The following is a 22,220-nucleotide window of genomic DNA, read 5'->3' on the forward strand; positions in this document are numbered from 1 at the left end:
CTACGCGGCCGAGGCGACCGCCGGTGAGATCCGCTTGCGCGCCTTCGAGTCGGTGGTGCCCAGGAAGGCCTGGGCCTCTTCCTTGCGCTCGAACACGTGGGGGGCGACGCCGCGTCGGGTCAGCGCCTCCTCCATTTTCAGGCGCAAGAACGCGCTGGTGACGTAGCGCGTCGTGGTCGCGTAGTAGTTCGCCTGGAGATACTGGATCATCCCGGCATAGTCGTCGATCAGGTTCTCGTTGAGCCGGAAACCGTCGTGGTTGATCACGGCGTTGACCCGCTGGCCGGCCTTGCGGCAGGCCCCGACGATGCTCATGCGCAACTCGTCCATGTCGCTCTTCACCCGGCAGTACCAGCCTTCCAGGTTGATGAAGAGGATGTTGCGCTCGCCGTCGTAGCTGATGCGCGAGGACAGATCGAGGTTGAGCAGATCGGAGAGCAGTTCCATCGGTTCGTCGCGGAAGATGCGCGGGTCCATGAGCACAGGATTGCGCACCACCGGCTTGAAATCCATGTGGGCGAGGATGTCGCGCTCGATGTCGATGCCGGGCGCGACCTCGATCAGCTCCAGGCCGTCGGCGGTCAGCTGGAACACGCAGCGCTCGGTGACGTAGAGGACCGGCTGCGAGCGTTCCACCGCGTAGGGGCCCGAGAAGGTGTTCTGCTGGACCCGGGTGACGAACTTGCGCGCCCGGCCCTCGCTGACGATCTGCACGACGCCGTCGTCCACGGCGATCTCCAGCCCGCCCGCCGTGAAGGTGCCGGCGAACACCACGGTGCGGGCGTTCTGCGAGATGTTGATGAAGCCGCCGCAGCCGTTGAGCTTGCCGCCGAACTTCGACGTGTTGACGTTGCCGGCCTCGTCGCACTCGGCCATGCCCAGGCAGGTCATGTCGAGGCCGCCGCCGTCATAGAAGTCGAACATCTGGTTCTGGTCGATGATGCAGTCGGCGTTGGTGGCAGCCCCGAAGCTGGAGCCTGAGGCCAGCACGCCGCCGACCGCCCCGGCCTCGGTGGTGAGGGTGATGTAGGGGGTGATCTTCTCCTCGTTGGCCACCGACGAGATGCCCTCCGGCGCGCCGACCCCGAGATTGACCACGCCGTTCGGCGGCAGCTCGAAGGCGGCCCGGCGGGCGATGATCTTGCGCTCGTTGAGCGGCATCCGCTTGATGCCGGTGACGGGCACGCGGATCTCGCCGGCGAGCGCGGCGTCGTGCATGACGCCGTAGTTCATGCGGTGCATCTCGGGCTCGGCCACCACGACGCAGTCGACCAGGATGCCGGGCACGCGCACGTCCTTGGGTAGCAGGTAGCCGTCCTCGACGATCCGCTCGACCTGGGCGATGACGATGCCGCCGTTGTTGCGCGCCGCCATGGCCTGGGCCAGGCAATCCAGCGTCAACGCCTCCTTCTCGTAGGAGAGGTTGCCCGACGGATCGGCCGAGGTGGCGCGGATGAAGGCCACGTCGATCTTGGTGGCGGTGTAGAACAGCCACTCCTCGCCATCGACCTCGACCAGCTTGACGATGTCCTCCGTGGTCAGCGTGTTGACCTTCGCGCCGCCGTGGCGCGGATCGACGTAGGTCTGCAGGCCGACCTTCGAGAACAGGCCGGGCTGGCCCGCGGCGCAGGCCCGGTAGAGCTGCGAGATTACCCCCTGGGGCAGGTTATAGCCGCGGATCAGGTTGTTCTGCGCAGCCTGCGCGACCTTCGGCATCCGGCCGAAATTGGCGGCGATGACCCGCGCGAGCAGGCCGTCATGATGCAGGCGTCCGGTGCCGAGGCCTTTGCTGTCGCCCGCTCCGGCGGTCATGATCAGGGTCAGGCCGCGCGGCGAGCCGGTCTCGACGAAGCGCTTCTCCAGCGCCGCGTGCAGCGCCTCCGGGATGCAGCTCTGGACGAAGCCCGTGGTGGTCACGACGTCGTTCGCGCGGATCAGCGCGATCGCCTCGTCCGCCGTGATGACCTTGTTCTTCTTCATGAAGCCCACGATCCTCCCTCCGGCCCGGATGTCCGGACGGCGTGTGCGCCGTCCGTCTCCGAGTCTGTTAGCGGCCGGCGACGCAGAGCCCGCAGGGTTCAGCGCATTGTCGACCAAATTTCTGACCGTCAGCACTGTTGCGCCGCATCAAAGATTTGCGGCATTGCAGTAAAAACAAGCCCGTGACGTCATGCTAACGCATAATGACCCGGACGTGCTGCTGAAAAAGTCTTTGGCGTAGGGTCAGAAAAATTGTGTGACCGCATTGCCCACCCTGATGGGGTGATGCTTTTGGGCTCCTGGCGAGTCGGTTGGACTGGTATGTCCCGCCTCGAACCCGGCTTGAGATGCGCGCCGCGACGGCGCAGCCTTATCGGCCGGGCGATGCGGCCGCACTCGCCGCACTCAACACGGCTTTCACGGTCGCGGTCGCCACGTCGCTGTCGATCGCCACGCCGAACACCGGGCTGCCGTCCGCGAGGGTGCATTCGAGATAGGCCGCCGCCTGCGCATCCGAACCACGCCGGAGCGCATGCTCCGAATAATCCACCACTGGTGCCAGCAAGCCCGGATGCTCGACGCCCTGCCGCTGCTGGCGGAGGGCCGGGCCATCCTCTCGGTCGCGCTGGATTGCGGCTACGACAGTCCGAGCGCCTTCGGGGCCGTATTCCGACGCTCCTTCGGGCGTCCGCCGGGCGCGTACTTCCGGCCGCCGCCTGTGGAGAGCGTCGACCGGGGCTGATCGCGACGCCGCGGATCCGGCCGATGGGGGGAACTGGCGCCGGCCCCGCTGGCGAGAACGTGACACCCGGGCGCGCCCGCCTGGGTGAACCTCGGCTGAGGACGCCCGTTGATCGCCGGCCGCCGATCCCGCACACCCGCGGGGCGGATCGGCCACGGATATCGAAGACCGTTCATGGGTTGGCCTCGCCGTATCCTCCTCACCGCCGGGCTCGCGACTGTCGCGGCCGGTGTCACGATCAGTTTCGGGCGCTTCAGCTACGCGCCGATGCCCGACAGGGCCGACCTGCTCAACCCCGATCGCTATCCGATCCAGACCGCCTTCGACGTCCTCGGACGCCGGGTCTCGCGTGCGGAGGCGGACCGCCTCAACGGCACCGAGGCCGGCCGGAAGGAACTCTCGGCCAGCAACGGCGCCGTGGCGATCGATCCCGCCATGGTCGAGCGCGGGCGGCAGGCGTTCTACCAGGATACGTTCGGCAACGAGGTCTTCCTCACCGACGTGATGGGCATGCTTGACGGCGGCCTGACGCCCACCGCGGTTGCCCTGGCGGTGGCCAAGCTCCGCGGGCAGGGCACCACGAACCTGCAGGTCGCCATGGCGCGAGACATGCGCGTCGGCGACCGCACCTACCGCAAGGGCGAGCTGGTCCCGACCGGGCTCGACGTGCCGAAGGGCGGCGCGTTCATCATCGGGATCAAGACCTTCTCGGACCAGGGCCATCTGCGCATGGGCATCACCTGCGCGCTCTGCCATGCCGCGGTCGATCCCGGCACCGGCAAGGTCGTCGAGGGGGCGCCCAACACCGACCTCAATGCCGGGCTGCTGATGGCGCTGGCCAAGAACTCGTCCGCCTACTTCATGCATGCCAGCGTGAACCAGGCCGATCCCCCGCAGGCGGGCTCGGCCGGAGCCGGCCCGGCCCTGCCGGATGCCGAGGCCGTCGAGGCCGCCACCAAGGTTCAGGTCGCGAGCTGGCCGCCGGGCAGCTTCGATTCCTCGGCCGACCGGGTGACCAACCCGACCTCGATCCCGTCGAGCTTCTCGGCCTACGGCGAGCCCTACAGCTGGAGCGGACGGGAAGCCGTCGGTCCCTTCGGCGGGCTGTCCTCGCTGAACAACAACGTTCACGCGGCCAACTCCGATACGACCCAGCTTGCCGCAGCCGCGCCGTGGCTGTTCGGCATGGATGCGGAAACCTACCTCGGCATCGTCCTGCGCGGCGCGGCCACCGCGTCCTTCCGGTACACGGCCGGCGAATCACGCAAGCCTTCGGAGGTGCTGCGCAGCGTCGACCCGACGCCGGCCTCGCCCGGGCTCAACAGCTACGCGGTGCTGCCGACTTATCCGGCGACCAACTACGTCACGGACAACGGCCTGTTCACCTCGGTGCCGGGTGAGCCGGTCAACCACGCCAACAACGCCATGTCGGCGTTCCAGAACCTGCTGCGCCCGCCGGCCGCACAGCAGGATCCCGCCGCCGTAAAGGCCGGGCGCGCCGTGTTCGACCAGGCCGGCTGCGGCGCCTGCCATTCGGGCCCGGCGCTGACCAACCACCGCGTCATCCCGATTGCGGAGATCGGCACCGAACCGACCCGGGCCAGGGCCGGGGCCAAGATGGAGGCGCGGCTCTCGCCTCCCAGCCTGTTCGCCACCGACACGCCGTTCCCGCTGCCGGCCGATCCGGTGATCGTTCCGGTGCCGCTCGCCGGCGAAAAGCTCGCCCAAGTCCAGCTCGCCTGGGGTCAGGGGGGAACCGAAGGCGGCTACAAGGTTCCCAACCTCGTCGGCCTGGCCTGGACGGCGCCTTACCTGCACGATTCCGGGATCGCCGTCGGCCCCGATCCGGCGACGCAGCTTGGCGTTCCGGGCACGGTGTACCGCGGCATCGCTCCCGATCCTTCGAATAGTCTTCGTGCTCTGATCGACCGTGATTTGCGGGCTCAGGTGATAGCCGCGAACAAATCCTCGGATACGGCGCGCATCGCACGCGTTACCGGCGAAGGACACGCGTATTGGGCCGATGTCGGCTCCGGCGTCTCGCGGCAGGAGCAGGACACACTGATTGCCTACCTGCTGTCGATCGACACCCTGACCGAGCCGGCGGCGACGCCCTGATCAGAACGGGACACACCAGCATGCCGAACACCCAACCGGTCTGGTTCATCACCGGCTGTTCCACCGGCTTCGGCCGGGAACTCGCCAAGCTGGTCATCGCACGGGGCTGGCCGGCGGTGGTGACGGCCCGCGACAGGGCCAAAGTCGCCGACCTCGCGGAGGGCGCGGCGGACCGGGTCCTGGCGCTTTCCCTGGACGTCACCGATCCGGCGCAGATCACCCAGGCGGTCGCGGAGACGACCCAAACGTTCGGGCGGATCGACGTCTTGGTCAACAACGCCGGCTACGGCTACCAATCCTCGGTCGAGGAGGGCGAGGAGGACAAGATCCGAGCCCAGTTCGACGCCAACGTGTTCGGCCTGTTCGCCCTGACCCGGGCGGTGCTACCGGTGATGCGGGCGCAGCGCTCCGGCCACGTGCTCAACGTGACTTCGGTTGCGGGCTTTGTCGGCTTCCCGGCCTCGGGCTATTACGCCGCCACCAAGCACGCCGTGGAGGGGTTCTCCGACGCGCTCAGCGCGGAGGCCGGCCCGCTCGGCATCCGGGTCACTTGCATCGAGCCGGGCCCGTTCCGCACCGACTGGGCCGGGCGCTCCCTGATCCAGACCCCCAACACAATCCCGGACTACGCCGAGACCGCAGGCGCCCGCTTGAAGGCCACTTCGGAGAAGAGCGGCACCCAGGCCGGCGATCCGGTCCGGGCCGGTGAGGCGATGATTCGGGTGACCGAAATCGACAACCCGCCGCGCCACCTCGTCCTAGGCGCCTGGGGTTACGAGGCGGTCACGACCCGGCTGAAGCAGCGGATCGCGGAGATCGAGGCGTGGCGCGAGACGAGCTTGGGGGCGGATTATCCTGAGGGGTAGAGACAGGTCGAGCGACGGTATCGAAAGGCGCCGAGCTGAGCCTGTTTTATGTCGATGCATTCCGATCGGTGAGCGATAAAACGAGGGCGGCAGTGCCGAAGAGGGCGCCGACCGCGCAAACACCGACCCAGCCAGCCTGGATCCAAGCGAGTCCGGAAAGACTGGATCCCAAAGCCGCCCCGATGAAGAATAGGCCGGTGAACAGTCCGTTTAGACGCCCGCGGGCGTCCGGCTGCAGCATGTTGATCGCTCGTCGGCCGAGCGTCTGATCGCCGATGACGCCGAGATCGAGCGTCACGGCCGCCACCACCATTGCCCCGAGGGCGAGAGGGGCCGGCATGATATCTGGCGCCGCCAAGCCGCCGCAGGCTGCCAGCGCCATGGCGCCGAGAATGGCGAGATGCGCTAGGATTGTGGCGGGGCGCGTTAGGCCCCTGTCGCCGGCACGGCCGGCGACAGGGGCAATCACGGCTCCGGCTGCCCCGGCCAGTGCAAAGACGGCGATGCCGGTCTGGTTCAGATCAAATGGCGCCTCGGCCAAGCGCAGCGCCACGGAGGTCCAGAACACGCCGAATGCGCCCATGCACAGGCCCTGGGAGGCGGCGCGACGCCGAAGTACGGACTCACTTTTAAGCAGGGCGAGTAGCGAGCCGATCAGGCGTCGGTAGGATGTAGGCTGTGACGGACGCCGCTCGGGCACGACCCGGGCGAGGACGATCGTCAGTAGAGCGACAAGCCAGGCCAGGATGCCGTAGAACCAGCGCCAGCCGGCATATTCGGCTACGAGGCTGGCGGCCGGGCGTGACAGCAGGATCCCGAGCATCAAGCCGCTCATCACGTTTCCGACGATTCGTCCGCGCTCTGATATCGGCGCGATGGCGGCCGCCGTGGGTACGAGCATTTGGATCGCGCTGGCAGTCACGCCGATGAGGAACGACGCCACAAGGAAGAGGGATGCCGACGGTGCTACGGCAGCACAAGCCAACGCGATTGCACCCGCGCCGAGCGTCCGTGTGATCAATGCACGATTCTCAACTAAGTCTGTCAGTGGCACGAGAAGAAACAGCCCGCCTGCATAGCCGAGCAACGTGATCGTCGTGACGAGCCCCGTCTCACTCACCCCAAGGCCGAGGGACGGACCGATAATGCCTGCTAGAGGCTGCGACGCGTAGAGGCTCAAAACGATCACGCCGGAAGCGACTGCGAAGACGAGGGTCAATCCTCGCGACATCCTTCCAGATTCGGGGTAGTCAATCTCGTTGGCAGACACTGATGGGGGCATGAGAGATGTCCATGGTTGTTGTGGCGGCACATTCAGGACGCTAATTTTCCGCCCATGAGCCCACAATCGTCGTGACCGGCGAGAGTTTGTTGTGTGTAGCGTGAGAATGATGGCGAGCCTTGATCGCTACCGTGCCTTCGTCGAGATCGTCGATCGCGGCAGCCTGACCGCGGCTGCCCGCCATCTCGATGTCTCGCTGCAATCGATCAGCCGCGCCCTCTCGACTCTGGAACGGGAGTTCGGGGTCGAACTGATCCGGCGTACGACGCGCCGGCTCCAGCCGACACCCGCCGGTGTCGCCTTCCACGCCCGGGTGAAGACTGCGCTGATCGAGATCGAACTCGCCCGTGCGGAGGTCGGGCGCGAGAGTTCCCGGGTCGCTGGCACGTTGCGGGTAGGCGCTTCGGTCTTATTCGCTCCGAAGCACGTAGTCCCGGTCGCGGCTTCGTTCTTGGCGCGCCATCCGCATGTCGAAATCGATCTCGTCTTGTCGGACGCGATCGCCGACCTCGTCGAAGAAAGACTTGATCTAGCAATCCGGATTGGCGATCCCGGGGCGCCGCACCTGAAGATGCGGCCCTTGGCGCAGCTTCGACGGGTCGTCGTTGCATCGCCAGCCTATCTAGCCCGTCGTGGGCAACCGCAGACACCCGAAGATCTTGTCGGGCACGATTGTGTGGTGCGCACCTTCGGACCGGAGGGAGATTCCTGGCCTCTGACGATCAGCGGCGCAGTCGAGCGCGTTCGGGTTAACGGCGTCTTCCGGTGCAACGACGCCGCATCAGCTAATGCAGCAGTGGCCGCAGGGGCAGGCCTCGGCTTGGCTCCTCTCTGGCAGATTCAGGAGGATCTCGATCAGGGCCGCCTATGCGTGGTGCTGGCTGACTTCGGCCCGCCGCCCGTTCCAATGCAGGCGGTCTGGCTCGGAACCGTAGGTACACCTCTGCGGACACGCCTTTTCGTTGAGACCCTTGCTCTCCGGTTCAGTTCCGAAGAGACGCGGTTTTAAGGCTGCACCGTCATTGCCACCTCAGCGAAGTAACCTAGGGTAGCGCATCGTCCTCGAACCCGGCGTGTCAACAGGATGCTTCGCTCTGCTCTCGATGACGGTGCGGGCTGTTACGGGCGCACAGAGAGCGCATCGTCCGTCTCCGCGGCCCAAGATAGCGTCGCTGCCTCAACGTGAGGACAGCGTCGGGCCCCTCAGATTACCGCCTCGATCAGCCCCCGCGACCGCGCCTCGTCCGCCTCGAGGTACCAATTGGCCGGCGCCTTCTCCAGCACCTCGTCGAGGCTCACGTCCGAGCCCCGGATGAGATTGGAGAAGCCCTCGTTCTGGATCACGATCGAGCACTCGATCTCGTGGAGCGTCGCCTTCACGGAGGCGACGCAGGTGGTGAGCGGGCCCTGGACCTGGAGCTGCTTGTTCATCTTGCGCTCGTGAATCATCAGCCGCGTGCCCCGGGTGAGGTAGCGGTTGGGCCGGGCGAAGAAGCTCATGACGGTCGTGCCGGCCGAGTAGATCGCGGCCTTGCCGAGGAAGACGAAGCGCCGGTCCGGGCTCATCTCGGTGTGGTAGCGGATGTCCTCGCCCATCATCCGGGCGACCTCCGGGTCACCGCCGAGGGTGGAGAGCTCGACAACCACGATCTGCCGGTCGCCGGCCTCGGCGAACTGACGGCGGAAATCCTTGTACATGTCGTAGTCGACCGGGCCCGACAGCAGCACCGCGGGGCTGCGGAACGCGGTCGGGCCGAGGGGCGTGGTATCCATGGGGGCCTGTGATCCGTTCCTGTGGTCTCAGCGCGCCGGGTCGGGTGCGCCCTCGCCCTTGCCGACGAACGGGATGCCCGCGATCGGGCATTCCTCGGTGCCGACAGAGTGTCGGGTAATGGCCCGAACGGCGTCGCGGGTTCCGTCGGGATCCTCGATCCAGCGCCGGTAGAATTCGTAGGGGCATTCCGACAGGCCGTGCCGGTTCTCCTTGGAGTTGATCATGCCGGTGTAGCCGCGGTGCAGCAGCTTGAAGAGGTGGTTCTCGGATTGGCCGTGGGCGCGAGAGTCCCGGATCAGGAACTTCGACAGGGCGGCGTACTGGATGCCCATTTCCTCCTCGCCGCACTCGCCGAGCGTGCGGCCGTCGAAGCCGATGACCGCCGAGTGGCCGAAATAGCTGTAGACGCCGTTGAAGCCGGCGGCATTGGCTACCGCAACGTAGGTGTTGTTGGCGAATGCCATCGCCTTCGACATCAGGATCTGCTGCTCCTTCGCCGGGTACATGTAGCCCTGGCAGCGGATGATCAGCTCGGCGCCCCGCATGGCGCAGTCGCGCCAGATCTCGGGATAATTGCCGTCGTCGCAGATGATCAGGCTGATCTTGAGGCCCTTCGGCCCGTCCGAGACGTAGGTGCGGTCGCCGGGATACCAGCCCTCGATCGGCGTCCACGGCATGATCTTGCGGTATTTCTGGACGATCTCGCCCTGGTCGTTCATCAGGATCAGGGTGTTGTAGGGGGCCTTGTTCGGGTGTTCCTCGTGGCGCTCGCCGGTCAGCGAAAACACGCCCCAGACCTTGGCTTCCCGGCAGGCGGCGGCGAACACCTCGGTCTCGGCCCCCGGTACGGACGAGGCGGTCTCGTACATCTCGGCGGCGTCGTACATGATGCCGTGGGTCGAGTATTCGGGGAAGATCACGAGGTCGAGCCCGGGCAGGCCGGTCTTCATGCCGACGATCATCTTGCCGATCGCCTTCGCGTTCTCCAGCACCTCGGCGCGGGTATGAAGGCGGGGCATCTTGTAGTTCACGACGGCGACGCCGACGCTGTCTTGGCTGGACGAGATGTCTCCGTGCATCATGGCGTGGGTTCCTCCGATGATGGTTGCGGCGAGGTGCGCCGTTTCCCTCCCCCGCACAGGGGGGGGAGGGTCGTCGGTGGTTCAGTGGCTGATCATCCAGGGGCGCGCGGACGGAAAACTCTTGGCCGCGGCGCGGGCCGAGGCCGTCTTCTTCGGAGTGCAGCAGCCGCAGCCGGCGCCGTGGCCCGACGAGCGCCGCGGCGCGTGGCGGCTGCGCTCGTTGGTGGCGTGGGCCGCCTTGAGCCCCGCATCCATGCCGGAGATCCGCGGCGCGGTGAGGAAGGCCCGGCCGCAGGCTTCCCCGCAATCCGGGCAGGCGTGCGGATCCTTGAACTCCGCCATCGGCCGCATGGCGGTGAACGGCCCGCAGGCCGCGCAGGCGTATTCGTAGACCGGCATGATCAGAGATCCGGCGAGAGCGGCATCTGGATCGAGCCGTCGAGGAACTTCGTCGGCCCGTCGGCACCGGGATTGATGTCGAACTCGAAGATCTTGGTCGGAATCCACAGGGTCGCGCAGGCGTTCGGGATATCGACGACCCCGGAGATGTGCCCCTGGACCGGTGCCGTGCCGAGGATCGAGTAGGCCTGTGCGCCCGAGTAGCCGAACTTCTTGAGGTACTCGATCGCGTTGAGGCAGGCCTGGCGATAGGCGATGTGAACATCCAAATAATGCTGGCCGCCGTGCTCGTCGACGGAGATGCCCTCGAAGATCAGGTGGTCGTCGTATTTCGGCGTGATCGGCGACGGCTTGAAGATCGGGTTCCGGATCCCGTACTTGGCCATGCCGTCCTTGATCAGCTCGACCTTGAGATGCACCCAGCCGGCCATCTCGATGGCGCCGCAGAAGGTGATCTCGCCGTCGCCCTGGCTGAAATGCAGGTCGCCCATCGAGAGGCCGGCGCCCGGCACGTAGACCGGGAAGTAGATCTTAGAGCCGCGCGAGAGATCCTTGATGTCGCAATTGCCACCGTGCTCCCGGGGCGGGACCGTACGGGCGCCCGTGGCGGCGGCCGCGTCCTTCGCCTCGCCCTTCAGCCGGCCCATATGGGCGGTCGGGCCGAAGGGCAGGGTGGCGAGCGCCGGCACGCGCTCCGGGTTGGTGTCGTAGAGCGCCTTCTCCCGGGTGTTCCAGGTCTCCAGCATCTTCGGATCGGGTAGGCAGCCGATCAGCCCGGGATGGATCAGCCCGGGGAAGCGAACGCCCGGCACGTGGCGGGACTTGGTGAACAGGCCCTCGAAGTCCCAGATCGACTTCTGCGCCTGGGGGAAGTGCTCGTCCAGGAAGCCGCCGCCGTTCTTCTTGGAGAAGAACCCGTTGAAGCCCCACTGGCTCTCGGGCTTGGCGCCGATGTCGAGCAGGTCCACCACCAGCAGGTCGCCCGGCTCGGCGCCCTCGACGCCGATCGGGCCGGACAGGAAGTGGACGATCGACAGGTCGATGTCGCGCACGTCGTCGGCGGAATCGTTGTTCTTGATGAAGCCGCCGGTCCAATCGTAGGTCTCGACGATGAAGTCGTCGCCCGGCTTGACCGTGGCGACCATCGGGATGTCGGGGTGCCACCGATTGTGCACCATGTCGTTGTCATAGGCCGATTGCGTGAGATCGACCTTGATCAGCGTCTCGGGCATTTTTTGCGACTCCCTGTTGCGATCTCGAGTGCCGAATTGCTTTGCCGGCCGCGGCCGAGCTTCCCCGCTCGACGCGCTCTTCTCCCCCGCGCGGAGGGAAGGAGGTGGGGGTGGTTCAGGCCGTACCGTTGCGTTTCATCCGGCATCGCCCCCACCCCTGACCCCTCCCCCGGGGGAGGGGAAAGTGCCTCACACCGACAGGAACCGGGCGACCTGCGCCTCGTCGATGCCGGCCCGCGGTGCTTCGTGCACGATGGCGCCGTTCTCCATGACGATGACCCGGTCGGCGACATCGAGGGCGAAGCTCAGCACCTGCTCGGAGACCACGATGGAGAGGCCGCGGTCGTCGCGGATCTTCTTCAGGGTCCGGCCCATCTCGCGGATGATCGAGGGCTGGATGCCCTCCGTGGGTTCGTCCAGGAGCAGAACCTTCGGCCGGCTGGCGAGCGCGCGGGCGATGGCGAGCTGCTGCTGCTGGCCGCCCGACAGGTTGCCGCCGCGCCGGCCCTTCATTTCGAGCAGCACCGGGAACATGTCGTAGAGATCCTGCGGCACCTTGCGGGTGCCCGTCACCGTCAGGCCGGTCTCGATGTTCTCCTGGACCGTCATGGTCGAGAAGATCATCCGGCCCTGCGGCACGTAGGCGAGGCCCTGGGCAACCCGGGCGTGGCTCTTGAGTGCGACGACATCCGTTTCGCCGACTCGGATCGATCCGGATTTCACCGGCACGAGACCCATCAGGGTCTTCATCAGGGTGGTCTTGCCCATGCCGTTGCGGCCCATCACGGCGACGATCTCGCCCGGCGCCACCGAGAAGCTCAGCCCGTGCAGGACCTCGCTCTGGCCGTAGGCGGCGTGAAGGTCGTGGACGTCGAGGGCCGGGGCCACATCGGGAATCGCGACGTGCGGAGGCGCCTTGACCAGGGGCGGGTGTGCGGTCTGGAGCGAGCCCATCGTCAATGTCCCAGATACACTTCGATGACCTTCGGGTCGTTCTTGACCCGCTCCATCGAGCCTTCGGACAGCACCTTGCCCTGGTGCAGCACGGTCACCCGGTGGGCGATGTCCTCGACGAACTTCATGTCGTGCTCGATCACCAGGACCGAGCGGCCCTTGATGATCTGGTTGAGCAGCTCGGCGGTCTTGATCCGCTCGCCGACGCTCATCCCGGCCACCGGCTCGTCGAGCATCAGCAGTTCCGGGTCCTGGATCAGCAGCATGCCGATCTCGAGCCACTGCTTCTGGCCGTGGCTCAGGAACTCGGCCCGCTCCTTGAGCTGGTCCTTCAGGAAGATCGTCTCGGCGATCTCGTGGATCCGGTCGCGGACCTCGGCGTCCCGCTTGAAGGTGAGGGCGCCGAACACCGTGCGCCCGCGGGGAAACGAGATCTCCAGGTTCTCGAACACCGTCAGGTCGTCGTAGATCGACGGCGTCTGGAACTTGCGGCCGACTCCGGCCTGTACGATCGCGCTCTCGGTGAGCTTGGTCAGCTCCTGACCCTTGTACTTGATCGATCCGGCGCTGGCCCGGGTGCGCCCGCAGATCAGGTCGAGCACCGTGGTCTTGCCGGCGCCGTTCGGGCCGATGATCACCCGGATCTCGTCCGGGTCGACGTAGAACGACACGTCGTTGACCGCCTTGAAGCCGTCGAACGAGACGGTCAGCGCCTCGACGGCGAGGAGGTATTCGGGCGGCGCCGCCTCGGCGCCGACCACGGGGGAGGAGAGGATCGCGGCGTTCATGACATCCTCACTCGGCCGGAGCGCCGTGGGGCGGGACGATGGTGGTCTCGGGCGGGCGCAGGCCCTTCACCCTCCGGGTCAGGCGGGGCTCGATCTGCTCGCGCCAGATGCCGGCCAGACCGTTCGGGAAGGCGAGCACCACTGCGATGAACAGGGCGCCGAGACCGAACAGCCAGAGGTCGGGGAAGCTCTCGGAGAAGCTGGTCTTGGCCCAGTTCACCAGCAGCGTGCCCCAGACCGCGCCGAACAGGGACAGGCGCCCGCCGACCGCGGCGTAGATCACCATCTCGATCGACGGCACGATGCCGACGAAGGACGGCGACATGAACCCGACCTGCAGGGTGAACATCGCCCCGCCGATCGCCGCGAAGCCGGCCGCCAGGCAGAAGGCGAAGACCTTGAAGCCCGCCACCGAGTATCCGGAGAACCGGACCCGGTCCTCCTTGTCGCGCATGGCGACCAGGATGCGGCCGAGCTTCGATTTCTTCACGTACTGCGCCGCCAGGATGCAGGCGAGCAGCAGGCCGCCGTTGACGAAGTACAGGATCACCTTGGCGTGGTCGGTGCGGATGTCCCAGCCATGAAGGGTGCGCAGGTCGGTGATGCCGTTGATGCCGCCGGTGTAGCCCTGCTGGCCGACGATCAGGATCGTCAGGATCGCGGCGATGGCCTGGGTGATGATCGCGAAGTAGGTGCCGCCGACCCGGCGCTTGAACATCGCGTAGGAGATGACCAGCGCGAACAGGACCGGGACCGCCACCACCAGGATCACGGTCAGCGGCAGGCTTTTGAACGGCTGCCAGAACCAGGGGAGGGCGGTGATCTGGTTCCAGTCCATGAAGTCCGGGATACCCGGCGTCGATTGGATTTTCGTATTCGCGACGCTTGATGCTTCCAGCTTCAGGTACATCGCCATGCAGTACCCGCCCAAGCCAAAGAAGACGCCCTGGCCTAAGGACAAGATACCGGCATAGCCCCAGCAGATCACCAGCCCGAGGGCCACGAAGGCGTAGGTGAGGTACTTGCCGACGAGGTTGAGGCGGAACCCGTCGAGGGCCAGCGGCAGGACCACCAGGATCACCCCGGCGAGCAGAGCCAAGCTCAGCCACTCCACCGGCTTCATGAACGGGTTGTCGTTGACGGTGACCGACTTGGTCAGGGTCTGGACCGGATTCGTCATCTCGAACAATCCTCAGCGCCGGACCTTGAGGGTGAAGAGGCCCTGCGGCCGCAACATCAGGATGCCGACCACCGCGAGCAGGGTGATCACCTTGGCCATCGAGCCGGAGAGGAAGAATTCCAGGATCGATTGCGTTTGCGAGATCGAGAAGGCCGACGCGATGGTGCCGAGCAGGCTCGCGGCGCCGCCGAACACGACGATCAGGAAGGTGTCGACGATGTAGAGCTGTCCCGAGGTCGGTCCGGTCGAGCCGATCATCGTGAAGGCCGAGCCGGCGACGCCCGCGATGCCGCAGCCGAGGCCGAACGTGTAGCGGTCGACCTTCTCGGTATCGATGCCCACGGCGCCCGCCATGGCACGGTTGGCCATCACGGCCCGGACCTGCTGGCCGAAGCGCGAGCGGTAGATCAGCAGCGCCACGCTCACCGTGATCAGGATGGTCACCGCCATCACGAACAGGCCGTTGACCGGGATCTCGATCGTGTCGGTGACCTGCACCGAGCCGATCAGCCAGGACGGCAGCTCGACGCCGACCTCGCGGGCGCCGAAGATCGACCGGTAGGCCTGCTGCAGGATCAGCGACAGGCCCCAGGTGGCGAGCAGCGTGTCGAGCGGGCGCTTGTAGAGGAACCGGATCAGGCTCCACTCCACCAGCATGCCGAGCGCCCCGGAGGCGAGGAACGCCAGCCCCATCGCGACGAAGAAGTAGACCGGGAACAAAGCCGGCAGGTAGCTCTGGCAGAAGGCCGAGCAGAGATAGGTGACGTAGGCCCCGAGGATCATGAATTCCCCGTGGGCCATATTGATCACGCCCATCTGACCGAAGATGATCGCCAGACCCAGCGCCATCAGCAGGTAGACCGAGAACAGGATCAGGCCGGCGAAGCCCTGCATGGCGAAGATCGCGCCGAGGTCCCCGAGGGAATACTCGCCCAACATTTTCTCGTGTCTCCCGCGATCTGGCTGGTGTGGTAATGGTCGGCGACGCTCTCCCTCCCCCCTCTGCGGGGGAGGGTGGCCCGCGAAGCGGGTCGGGAGAGGGGAGCGACGTATCCGGAGAGGGCGCGGCGGAGGTGAAATCCTGCACCGTCGCGCTGCCCCTCTCCCGACCCCCTTGCGGGGGCCACCCTCCCCCGCAGAGGGGGGAGGGGAGAGTTGGAGACTACTGGTAGCCCTTCGGGAACGGATCCGGCTTGATCAGCTCGGGGCTGGTGTAGACGATCTCGAACTGGCCGTCGGGCTTGGCCTTGCCGACCCGGGTCTTCGACCAGAGGTGGTGGTTCTCGTCGATCTTGACGTAGCCTTCCGGCGCGCCCTTGAACTCCAGGCCGGGGGAGGCGGCGACCACCTTGTCGACGTCGAAGGAGCCGGCCTTCTCGCAGGCCATCTTCCACAGGAACGGGCCGAGATAGGCCGCCTGCGTGACGTCGCCGATCACGGTCTTCTCGCCCCACATCTTCTTGAACGCTGCGACGAAGGCCTTGTTGTTCTCGTTTTCGATCGACTGGAAGTACTTCATGCACGCGTAGGCGCCGGCGATGTTCTCGCCACCGATGCCGTCGATCTCGTCCTCGGTGACCGAGATCGTCATCAGCACCTGCTTGGACAGGTCGATGCCCGCTGCCTTGAGCTGCTTGTAGAACGCCACGTTCGAGCCGCCGACCACGTCGGTGAAGATCACTTTCGGCTTGGTCAGCTTGATCTTGTTGATCACCGAGTTGAACTGGGTGTGGCCCAGAGGGAAGTACTCCTCGCCGACCACCTTGCCCTTGAGCACGTTCTCGACGTGCTTGCGGGCGATCTTGTTCGAGGTGCGCGGCCAGATGTAGTCGGAGCCGATGAAGTAGAAGCTGTCGCCGCCCTTCTCCTTGTGGACCCAATCGAGCCCGGCGAGGATCTGCTGCGTGGCCTCCTGGCCGGTGTAGAACACGTTCTTGGACTGCTCCAGGCCCTCGTAGAAGGTCGGGTAATACAGGAGGCCGTTATACTGCTCGAACACCGGCAGGACCGCCTTGCGCGAGGCCGAGGTCCAGCAGCCCATCACGGCGGCGCAATGGTCGTTGACCAGGAGCTTCTTGGCCTTCTCGGCAAACGTCGGCCAGTCGGAGGCGCCGTCCTCCTGGATAATCTTGATCTTGCGGCCGAGCACGCCGCCGGCCTCGTTGATCTGGGCAATGGCGAGTTTCTCGGCCTCCTGGGCGCCCGTCTCGGAGATCGCCATCGTGCCGGTGACCGAGTGCAGGATGCCGACCGTCACCTCGGTGTCGGTCACCGCGAGCCCGGTGGTGTTGACCGCCGCGGTCGGGGCCGCGGCCCAGGCGCCGCGCGGCATGAGGGCGAGGGCCGGTGCGCCGGCCAGTCCCATGAGCAGCCTGCGCCGCAGCGGGGAGTGCAAGCCGTTCTTCGCGCCGGTCTCGGTGTCGTCAGCCATCGTGCCTGCCCTGGTTCGCGTCCGGGCCTCGCGTGGCGCCCCGGATCGACCAGTCCAGGCTAGGTCTTCGGTCACGGTGCGGCCTATACGATGTTTTGCGTATGGCCGTTCTCTTGCATCGAGCGCACCATCGCGGCGCAGAAGTCTGAGGGATCGTTGGGAGCGAAGGCGGAGAGCGTGGGCGGCGCCCCGGCGCCGGGTTCTTTGCGCGCGCGCGTGCGCGGCCGCAGCCCCATGTGCCGGACAGGGCCGCGATGAGCGGGCCGCAGCGCATCATCCCGATCCGCCGGGACTACAACCGCTTCGTCGCCGACGAGACCCTGGAGGATTACGCCCTCCGGTTCACCGCCAAGAAGGCCCGGCGCTGGTCCGGCTTCCAGGTGGCGCAGACGGCGCTCGGATCGGTCTCGTTCCTGGCGCTGGAGGCGATCGGCGGGACCCTGGCTCTGACGGCGGGGTTCCCCAACACGCTGGCCGCGGTGCTGGTCGTAGGCCTGATCATCTTCGCCTCCGCGGCGCCGATCACCGTCTATGCGGCCCGTTACGGGCTCGACATGGACCTGCTGACCCGGGGCGCCGGGTTCGGCTATCTCGGCTCCACGGTCACATCGCTGATCTACGCGAGCTTCACGTTCCTGTTCTTCGCCATCGAGGCGGCGATCATGGCGCTGGCGCTGCAGCTCTGCTTCGGGCTGCCGCTCGGCATCGGATACCTCGTCTGCGCCGCCGCGGTGATCCCGCTGGTGGTCTACGGGATCCGGCTGATCAGCCGGTTCCAGATCTGGACGCAGCCGCTCTGGATCGGCTTGAGCCTGCTGCCGCTGGCCTTCGTGGCGGCGCAAGGCGCGGCGCCCCTGCAGGCGCTCACGGATTTCCCGGGGCTCGACGGTGGCGGGGCTGCCTTCGATGTCGGCCGGTTCGGTCTGGCCACCGGGGTGCTGCTGGCCCTGCTGGCCCAGGTCGGCGAGCAGGTCGACTTCCTGCGCTTCGTGCCCGAGCCGGTGGGCCGACGCGACTGGCGCTGGTGGCTGGCGGTGCTCTCGGGCGGTGCCGGCTGGATCGTGCCCGGCATGCTCAAGATCCTGCTCGGCGCGGGCCTCGCGGTCCTCGCGCTCGGGCACGGCGTCCCGCCCGAGCACGCCGCCGAGCCGACCCGGATGTACGCGGTGGCGTTCGGCTACGTGACCGGGGAGGGCGGCCGCGCGGCCCTGCTGCTGACGGGGCTGTTCGTTCTGGTCTCTCAGCTCAAGATCAACCTAACCAACGCCTATGCCGGCTCGATCGCGTGGTCGAACTTCTTCTCCCGGCTGACCCACAGCCATCCGGGGCGGGTCGTCTGGCTGGTGTTCAACGTCGCCATCGCGGTGCTCCTGATGGAGCTCGGCATCGACAAGACCATCGAGAGCACGCTGCCGCTCTACGCCTCCGTGGTCTCGGCCTGGGTGGGGGCGCTCGCGGCCGACCTCGCGGTGAACAAGCCGCTCGGCCTCTCGCCCCCGGGCATCGAGTTCAAGCGCGCCCATCTCTACGCCATCAACCCGGTCGGGACCGGCGCCATGGTGCTGGCGCTCGCCATCGGCGGCCTCGCCTATGCCGGCCTGCTCGGCCACGCGCTCCAGCCCTTCGCGCCGCTTCTGACGCTGGCGACCGCCTTTGCGGCGGCCCCGGTGATCGCCTGGGCCACGGCCGGCCGCTGGTATCTCGCCCGGACTCCCAAGCGGGATTGGGGGGTGGGCGAGGTCACCTGCCGGGTCTGCGAATTGCCGTTCGAGGGCGAGGACATGGCCCATTGCCCGGCCTACGACGCCCCGATCTGCTCCCTGTGCTGCTCCCTCGACGCTCGCTGCGGCGACCTGTGCAAGCCGCACGGCCGGCTGGAGGCGCAGGCGCAGCAGGCGCTCGGCCGGATCCTGCCGGGCCGGACGGCGGCCTGGATCGGCGCGCCGCTCGGCCGCTACCTCGCGGTCATGCTGACCCTCTGCGCGGTGATCGCCCTGATCCTGGGGATCGTCCATGCCGGCGCCACCATCGCGCATCCCGAGCATCGCGTGGTCCTGCGCACAGCGCTGACCAGCGTGTTCTTCATCCTGGTGGTGATCCTCGGCGTGGTCGCGTGACTGTTCGTGCTCGCCCAGGAGAGCCGGCGGGTCGCCCAGTCGGAGACCATGCGCCAGACCGCGCTCTACGAGGCCGAGATCGCGGCCCACAAGCTCACCGACGCCAAGCTGCAGGAGGCCAAGGAGCGGGCGGAAGCCGCAAACCTCGCCAAGAGCCGCTACGTGGTCGGGATCAGCCACGAGTTGCGCACGCCGCTCTCCACCGTGCTCGGCTACGCCCAGCTCCTCGAATCCGATCCCGCGATCCCGGCCCCGCGCCTCAACGGCATCCGGGTGATAAGGCGCAGCGCCCAGCACCTGTCCGGGCTGATCGACGGCCTGCTCGACATCTCGCGGATGGAGGCCGGGCGGCTCGAGATCCACCGGGACGAGGTCCGGCTCACCGAGTTCCTCGACCAGTTGGTCGACATGGTCCGGCTGCAGGCCCGGGAGGCCGGACTCGAATTCCGGTTCTCCCGGCCGGAGATCCTGCCGGCGGTGGTCGCCACCGACGAGAAGCGCCTGCGCCAGGTGCTGCTCAACCTCCTGTCGAACGCGATCAAGTTCACCCCCTCCGGCACGGTCTCGCTGGATCTCAGCTACCGCAGCCAGATCGCGGTGTTCACGATCCGGGATACCGGGCCGGGCATCCCGGAGGCGGACCTGGCGCGGATCTTCCAGCCGTTCGAGCGGGGCTCGACGCCGGCCGCCCGCAGTACTCCGGGGACGGGGCTCGGGCTCACCATCGCGGACCTGCTGGCGCAGCTGCTTGGCGGCGAGATCACCGTGGCGGCGGCCCCCGGCGGCGGCACCCAGGCCCGGCTGCGGCTGATGCTGGCCTCCGTGGCCCAGCCCGCGCCGGTCGTCGTGGTTCCCCCGGCCTCCGCGCCCGAGCGAGCCTATGCCGGCGCCCGACGCACGATCCTGGTGGCCGACGACGACACCGCCCACCGCGCCCTGATGCGGGCGATCCTCGAGCCGCACGGAATCTCCGTGATCGAGGCGGGCTCGGGGCCGGAATGCCTGGCGGCGGTGGCGAAGGGCGGGATCGACCTGATCCTGCTCGACATCGCCATGCCGGGCATGAGCGGCTGGGCCGCCGCCGCGACCCTGCGCGCGGAGGGCCACACCGGGCCGATCGCGATGATGTCGGCCAACGTCCACGAGATCAGCCCGGTGCGCGGCGACGACGCCCCCCACGACGCGATCTTCGCCAAGCCTTTCGACCTGCGCGACGTGCTGGAGCGGATCGGCAAGCTGCTCCACCTCGAATGGACCGACGCCGCGACGCCCGCTCTGCGCGAGCCGGCTCCGGCGCTCGCGGAGATCGGCCATCCCGGGCCGGAGCATGTCGGCGAGCTGCTGCGCCTGGGCCGGATCGGGCATATCCGGGCCATCGAGGCGAAGCTCACCGAGATGGAGGGCGACGTGACGGTGCCGCCCGTCTTCGTGGCTCAGATGCGCGGTCTCGTGGAGGGCTACGACCTGCGCCGCTACCTTTCGGTCCTGCAAGGACTCGCCCGCAATGGCTGAGGCGCCGACGAACCAGCCGAGCCGCGATGTCGTCCTGGTGGTTGACGATTCGCCCGACACGCTGATTTTCCTCACCGAGGCGATCGAGCGCTCGGGTGCCACCGTGCTGGTGGCGGTGGGCGGCGACCTCGCCCTCGCGCTCGTGGACGAGATCACGCCGGACGTGATCCTGCTCGACGCGATGATGCCCGGCATGGACGGGTTCGAGACCTGCCGGAGGCTTAAGGCCAAGCCGCAGATCGCCGGCGTGCCGGTGATCTTCATGACCGGGCTGAGCGAGACCGAGCACATCGTGAAGGGCCTGAGCGCCGGCGGGATCGACTACGTCACCAAGCCGATCGCCCCGGACGAGATCCTGGCCCGGATCCGCGTCCACCTCGCCAGCGCGCGCGCCGCGCAGAGCGCAAGGGCCGCTCTCGACACTGCCGGGCGCACCTTGTTCGCGGTCTCGGAGGCGGGCGCGGTGCTGTGGGCGACCCCGCAGGCCGGGCGGTTGCTCGCTGGGCTCGGCTCGGATCCGTCCGCGGGCCTCGCGCTGCCCGCTCGCGCCCGGGACTGGCTGCGCGGCTGCCTCACCGGGGGAGCCGCCAACGCCCTGACGCTGACCGGCGGCGACGGCACCCCCTACGCGCTCAGCTTCATCGGACGCACCCCGGACGAGATCCTGCTGCGCCTGTCGCGCGAGGAGGCCTCGGGCGGCATCGAGCGGCTGCGGGCGCGGCTTCCGGTCACCGGCCGCGAGGCCGAGGTGCTGCTGTGGCTGTCGCGGGGGAAATCGAGCCGCGACATCGGCGAGATCCTGGGGCTCAGCCACCGCACGGTGACCAAGCATCTGGAGGGCATCTACGCCAAGCTCGGCGTGGAGAATCGCACCGCCGCCTCGATCATCGCCGCGCGCCACCTGCAGGACTGAGCCGCGCAAGCCCGTGTTGTCCACAGGCATCGCCGCTGCGCGAAACCCGTTGGTAAGCGCCCTCCCACCACGGTCCCGGCACAGACGAACCAATTCGGGAACGGATGCGATGATGACCAGCCACCAGCTCGCCGACGAACTGAGGCGGGTCGCCACCACGCAGGTCAGCGACATCACCCGGGCGGTGAAGGAGGGCCAGAAGTCGATCGCCCTCAACGAGGTGCGCGACATGGCCCGGCGCCTCAGCCTGCTGGCGGACGCCTTCGATCCGAAATCGGCGGCCGAGGCCAAGGCCGACTTCGTCGAGACCGAGCCGCAGGACGGCGCGCAAGCCGCCTGACGATCGCCGCCCGACGCGCGACGCCCGATCCTCCAAGGAACGCCACGATGGTCCGCGCCACTTTCAGCATCCGCCTGGACGGCGCCTGCCTGCCCGCCTCCGCGGCGCAGTGGGTCGCCGACCTGGACGCCGCCCGGGCCACCGCCCGGACCATCGTCCAGGGCCTGATGCGTCAGCACAGCGGCGATACGCGGCTGCTCGATGCGGCCCTGGTGGTCACCGACGACACCGGCGCGATGCTGCTGGAGATGTCGTTCCTCGAAGCCCTGTACCTGCCGGTCGAGCCGGTGGCCGACCCGTATCGACGCCGGCCTGTCCCGCGGGAATTCGGGGTGCCGCGCACGCCCCGGACGCTGCTGAGCGCCGCGATCGAACCGATCCGGCGCTTCGCCGTCGCCCGGATGATGCGCGGACCTGAATAGTGATCGACTCAACCGAGCATCGCTGGTTTCGCGCGGTCTCTTCTCCGGCGCGCGGAATGCCGCCCGGGATCCGGCACCGAACGACGTC

At 67.5% G+C, this 22,220-nt stretch carries 19 protein-coding genes and 1 pseudogene; 8 read left to right on the plus strand and 12 right to left on the minus strand.

Features of this window, described 5'->3' with window-relative positions; genetic code table 11:
• A complete protein-coding gene (locus FV242_RS03760; protein ID WP_147937982.1) occupies positions 1-1,980 on the minus strand; it encodes an acyl CoA:acetate/3-ketoacid CoA transferase in 1,980 nt (659 codons plus the stop codon).
• A 370-nt stretch (positions 1,981-2,350) separates the two neighbouring features.
• A complete protein-coding gene (locus tag FV242_RS35135; RefSeq protein ID WP_246692589.1) occupies positions 2,351-2,533 on the minus strand; it encodes an alpha-isopropylmalate synthase regulatory domain-containing protein in 183 nt (60 codons plus the stop codon).
• Between FV242_RS35135 and FV242_RS35140 the strand changes: the two genes are divergently transcribed.
• The 3 genes from FV242_RS35140 to FV242_RS03780 all read left to right on the plus strand — a co-directional run bounded on the left by FV242_RS35140 (position 2,513) and on the right by FV242_RS03780 (position 5,706).
• Positions 2,513-2,722 (plus strand): helix-turn-helix domain-containing protein, encoded by a 210-nt coding sequence (locus FV242_RS35140; RefSeq protein ID WP_147937983.1) that lies wholly within the window; start codon positions 2,513-2,515, stop codon positions 2,720-2,722. The genes FV242_RS35135 and FV242_RS35140 overlap by 21 nt on opposite strands.
• A 174-nt stretch (positions 2,723-2,896) precedes the next feature.
• On the plus strand, positions 2,897-4,840 hold the full coding sequence (locus FV242_RS03775) for a cytochrome C oxidase Cbb3 (RefSeq protein WP_147937984.1): 1,944 nt from the start codon (positions 2,897-2,899) through the stop codon (positions 4,838-4,840).
• Positions 4,841-4,860: 20 nt separating this feature from the next.
• The gene (locus FV242_RS03780) at positions 4,861-5,706 is read left to right on the plus strand and encodes an oxidoreductase (protein WP_147937985.1); all 846 of its coding nucleotides are present in this window, start codon (positions 4,861-4,863) and stop codon (positions 5,704-5,706) included.
• 46 nt (positions 5,707-5,752) lie between these two features.
• Here FV242_RS03780 and FV242_RS03785 read toward each other — a convergent pair whose 3' ends face one another.
• A complete protein-coding gene (locus tag FV242_RS03785) occupies positions 5,753-6,925 on the minus strand; it encodes an MFS transporter (protein WP_246692590.1) in 1,173 nt (390 codons plus the stop codon).
• Between the two features lie 172 nt (positions 6,926-7,097).
• Between FV242_RS03785 and FV242_RS03790 the strand changes: the two genes are divergently transcribed.
• Positions 7,098-7,997 (plus strand): LysR family transcriptional regulator, encoded by a 900-nt coding sequence (locus FV242_RS03790; protein ID WP_187278321.1) that lies wholly within the window; start codon positions 7,098-7,100, stop codon positions 7,995-7,997.
• A 194-nt stretch (positions 7,998-8,191) separates the two neighbouring features.
• On the opposite strand, the gene FV242_RS03795 is transcribed toward FV242_RS03790, so the two are convergent.
• From FV242_RS03795 to urtA, 9 genes are all read right to left on the minus strand, one after another.
• A complete protein-coding gene (locus FV242_RS03795) occupies positions 8,192-8,761 on the minus strand; it encodes a ClpP family protease (protein WP_147937987.1) in 570 nt (189 codons plus the stop codon).
• A 27-nt stretch (positions 8,762-8,788) separates the two neighbouring features.
• Positions 8,789-9,844: an aliphatic amidase gene (locus tag FV242_RS03800; RefSeq protein WP_147937988.1), complete on the minus strand. Its 1,056-nt coding sequence runs from the start codon at positions 9,842-9,844 to the stop codon at positions 8,789-8,791.
• Positions 9,845-9,925: 81 nt separating this feature from the next.
• Positions 9,926-10,243, minus strand: a complete 318-nt coding sequence (locus FV242_RS03805) for an FmdB family zinc ribbon protein (protein WP_147906209.1) — start codon at positions 10,241-10,243, stop codon at positions 9,926-9,928.
• Positions 10,244-10,245: 2 nt separating this feature from the next.
• Positions 10,246-11,475 (minus strand): formamidase, encoded by a 1,230-nt coding sequence (gene fmdA / locus FV242_RS03810; protein WP_147906208.1) that lies wholly within the window; start codon positions 11,473-11,475, stop codon positions 10,246-10,248.
• Between the two features lie 189 nt (positions 11,476-11,664).
• On the minus strand, positions 11,665-12,429 hold the full coding sequence (gene urtE / locus FV242_RS03815; RefSeq protein WP_147937989.1) for an urea ABC transporter ATP-binding subunit UrtE: 765 nt from the start codon (positions 12,427-12,429) through the stop codon (positions 11,665-11,667).
• A 2-nt stretch (positions 12,430-12,431) separates the two neighbouring features.
• Positions 12,432-13,217, minus strand: a complete 786-nt coding sequence (urtD, locus tag FV242_RS03820) for an urea ABC transporter ATP-binding protein UrtD (RefSeq protein WP_147937990.1) — start codon at positions 13,215-13,217, stop codon at positions 12,432-12,434.
• Positions 13,218-13,224: 7 nt separating this feature from the next.
• Positions 13,225-14,397 carry an urea ABC transporter permease subunit UrtC gene (gene urtC, locus FV242_RS03825; RefSeq protein WP_147937991.1) on the minus strand — a complete coding sequence of 391 codons (1,173 nt, stop codon included), beginning with the start codon at positions 14,395-14,397 and terminating at the stop codon, positions 13,225-13,227.
• Between the two features lie 12 nt (positions 14,398-14,409).
• Positions 14,410-15,336: an urea ABC transporter permease subunit UrtB gene (gene urtB / locus FV242_RS03830; protein WP_147906204.1), complete on the minus strand. Its 927-nt coding sequence runs from the start codon at positions 15,334-15,336 to the stop codon at positions 14,410-14,412.
• A 223-nt stretch (positions 15,337-15,559) separates the two neighbouring features.
• Positions 15,560-16,828, minus strand: a complete 1,269-nt coding sequence (gene urtA, locus FV242_RS03840) for an urea ABC transporter substrate-binding protein (protein WP_147906203.1) — start codon at positions 16,826-16,828, stop codon at positions 15,560-15,562.
• Positions 16,829-17,082: 254 nt separating this feature from the next.
• Here urtA and FV242_RS03845 point away from each other — a divergent pair.
• From FV242_RS03845 to FV242_RS03860, 4 genes and pseudogenes are all read left to right on the plus strand, one after another.
• Positions 17,083-20,457, plus strand: a pseudogene (locus FV242_RS03845) (ATP-binding protein).
• Positions 20,450-21,370 carry a response regulator transcription factor gene (locus FV242_RS03850; protein WP_147937993.1) on the plus strand — a complete coding sequence of 307 codons (921 nt, stop codon included), beginning with the start codon at positions 20,450-20,452 and terminating at the stop codon, positions 21,368-21,370. Before FV242_RS03845 ends, FV242_RS03850 begins: the two are co-directional and overlap by 8 nt.
• A gap of 112 nt (positions 21,371-21,482) precedes the next feature.
• A complete protein-coding gene (locus tag FV242_RS03855) occupies positions 21,483-21,710 on the plus strand; it encodes a hypothetical protein (protein ID WP_246692591.1) in 228 nt (75 codons plus the stop codon).
• Positions 21,711-21,757: 47 nt separating this feature from the next.
• Positions 21,758-22,132 (plus strand): catalase, encoded by a 375-nt coding sequence (locus FV242_RS03860; protein ID WP_147906199.1) that lies wholly within the window; start codon positions 21,758-21,760, stop codon positions 22,130-22,132.
• The last annotated feature ends 88 nt before the right edge of the window (positions 22,133-22,220 follow it).

Source organism: Methylobacterium sp. WL64, from assembly GCF_008039945.1.
Classification (GTDB): domain Bacteria; phylum Pseudomonadota; class Alphaproteobacteria; order Rhizobiales; family Beijerinckiaceae; genus Methylobacterium.

Coding starts and splice junctions, on each gene's coding strand:
- FV242_RS03760 (WP_147937982.1), bottom strand. CDS start 1,980: ATGAAGAAGAACAAGGTCATCACGGCGGACGAGGCGATCGCGCTGATC.
- FV242_RS35140 (WP_147937983.1), top strand. CDS start 2,513: ATGCTCCGAATAATCCACCACTGGTGCCAGCAAGCCCGGATGCTCGAC.
- FV242_RS03775 (WP_147937984.1), top strand. CDS start 2,897: ATGGGTTGGCCTCGCCGTATCCTCCTCACCGCCGGGCTCGCGACTGTC.
- FV242_RS03780 (WP_147937985.1), top strand. CDS start 4,861: ATGCCGAACACCCAACCGGTCTGGTTCATCACCGGCTGTTCCACCGGC.
- FV242_RS03790 (WP_187278321.1), top strand. CDS start 7,098: ATGGCGAGCCTTGATCGCTACCGTGCCTTCGTCGAGATCGTCGATCGC.
- FV242_RS03795 (WP_147937987.1), bottom strand. CDS start 8,761: ATGGATACCACGCCCCTCGGCCCGACCGCGTTCCGCAGCCCCGCGGTG.
- FV242_RS03800 (WP_147937988.1), bottom strand. CDS start 9,844: ATGATGCACGGAGACATCTCGTCCAGCCAAGACAGCGTCGGCGTCGCC.
- FV242_RS03805 (WP_147906209.1), bottom strand. CDS start 10,243: ATGCCGGTCTACGAATACGCCTGCGCGGCCTGCGGGCCGTTCACCGCC.
- fmdA (WP_147906208.1), bottom strand. CDS start 11,475: ATGCCCGAGACGCTGATCAAGGTCGATCTCACGCAATCGGCCTATGAC.
- urtE (WP_147937989.1), bottom strand. CDS start 12,429: ATGGGCTCGCTCCAGACCGCACACCCGCCCCTGGTCAAGGCGCCTCCG.
- urtD (WP_147937990.1), bottom strand. CDS start 13,217: ATGAACGCCGCGATCCTCTCCTCCCCCGTGGTCGGCGCCGAGGCGGCG.
- urtC (WP_147937991.1), bottom strand. CDS start 14,397: ATGACGAATCCGGTCCAGACCCTGACCAAGTCGGTCACCGTCAACGAC.
- urtB (WP_147906204.1), bottom strand. CDS start 15,336: ATGTTGGGCGAGTATTCCCTCGGGGACCTCGGCGCGATCTTCGCCATG.
- urtA (WP_147906203.1), bottom strand. CDS start 16,828: ATGGCTGACGACACCGAGACCGGCGCGAAGAACGGCTTGCACTCCCCG.
- FV242_RS03850 (WP_147937993.1), top strand. CDS start 20,450: ATGGCTGAGGCGCCGACGAACCAGCCGAGCCGCGATGTCGTCCTGGTG.
- FV242_RS03855 (WP_246692591.1), top strand. CDS start 21,483: ATGACCAGCCACCAGCTCGCCGACGAACTGAGGCGGGTCGCCACCACG.
- FV242_RS03860 (WP_147906199.1), top strand. CDS start 21,758: ATGGTCCGCGCCACTTTCAGCATCCGCCTGGACGGCGCCTGCCTGCCC.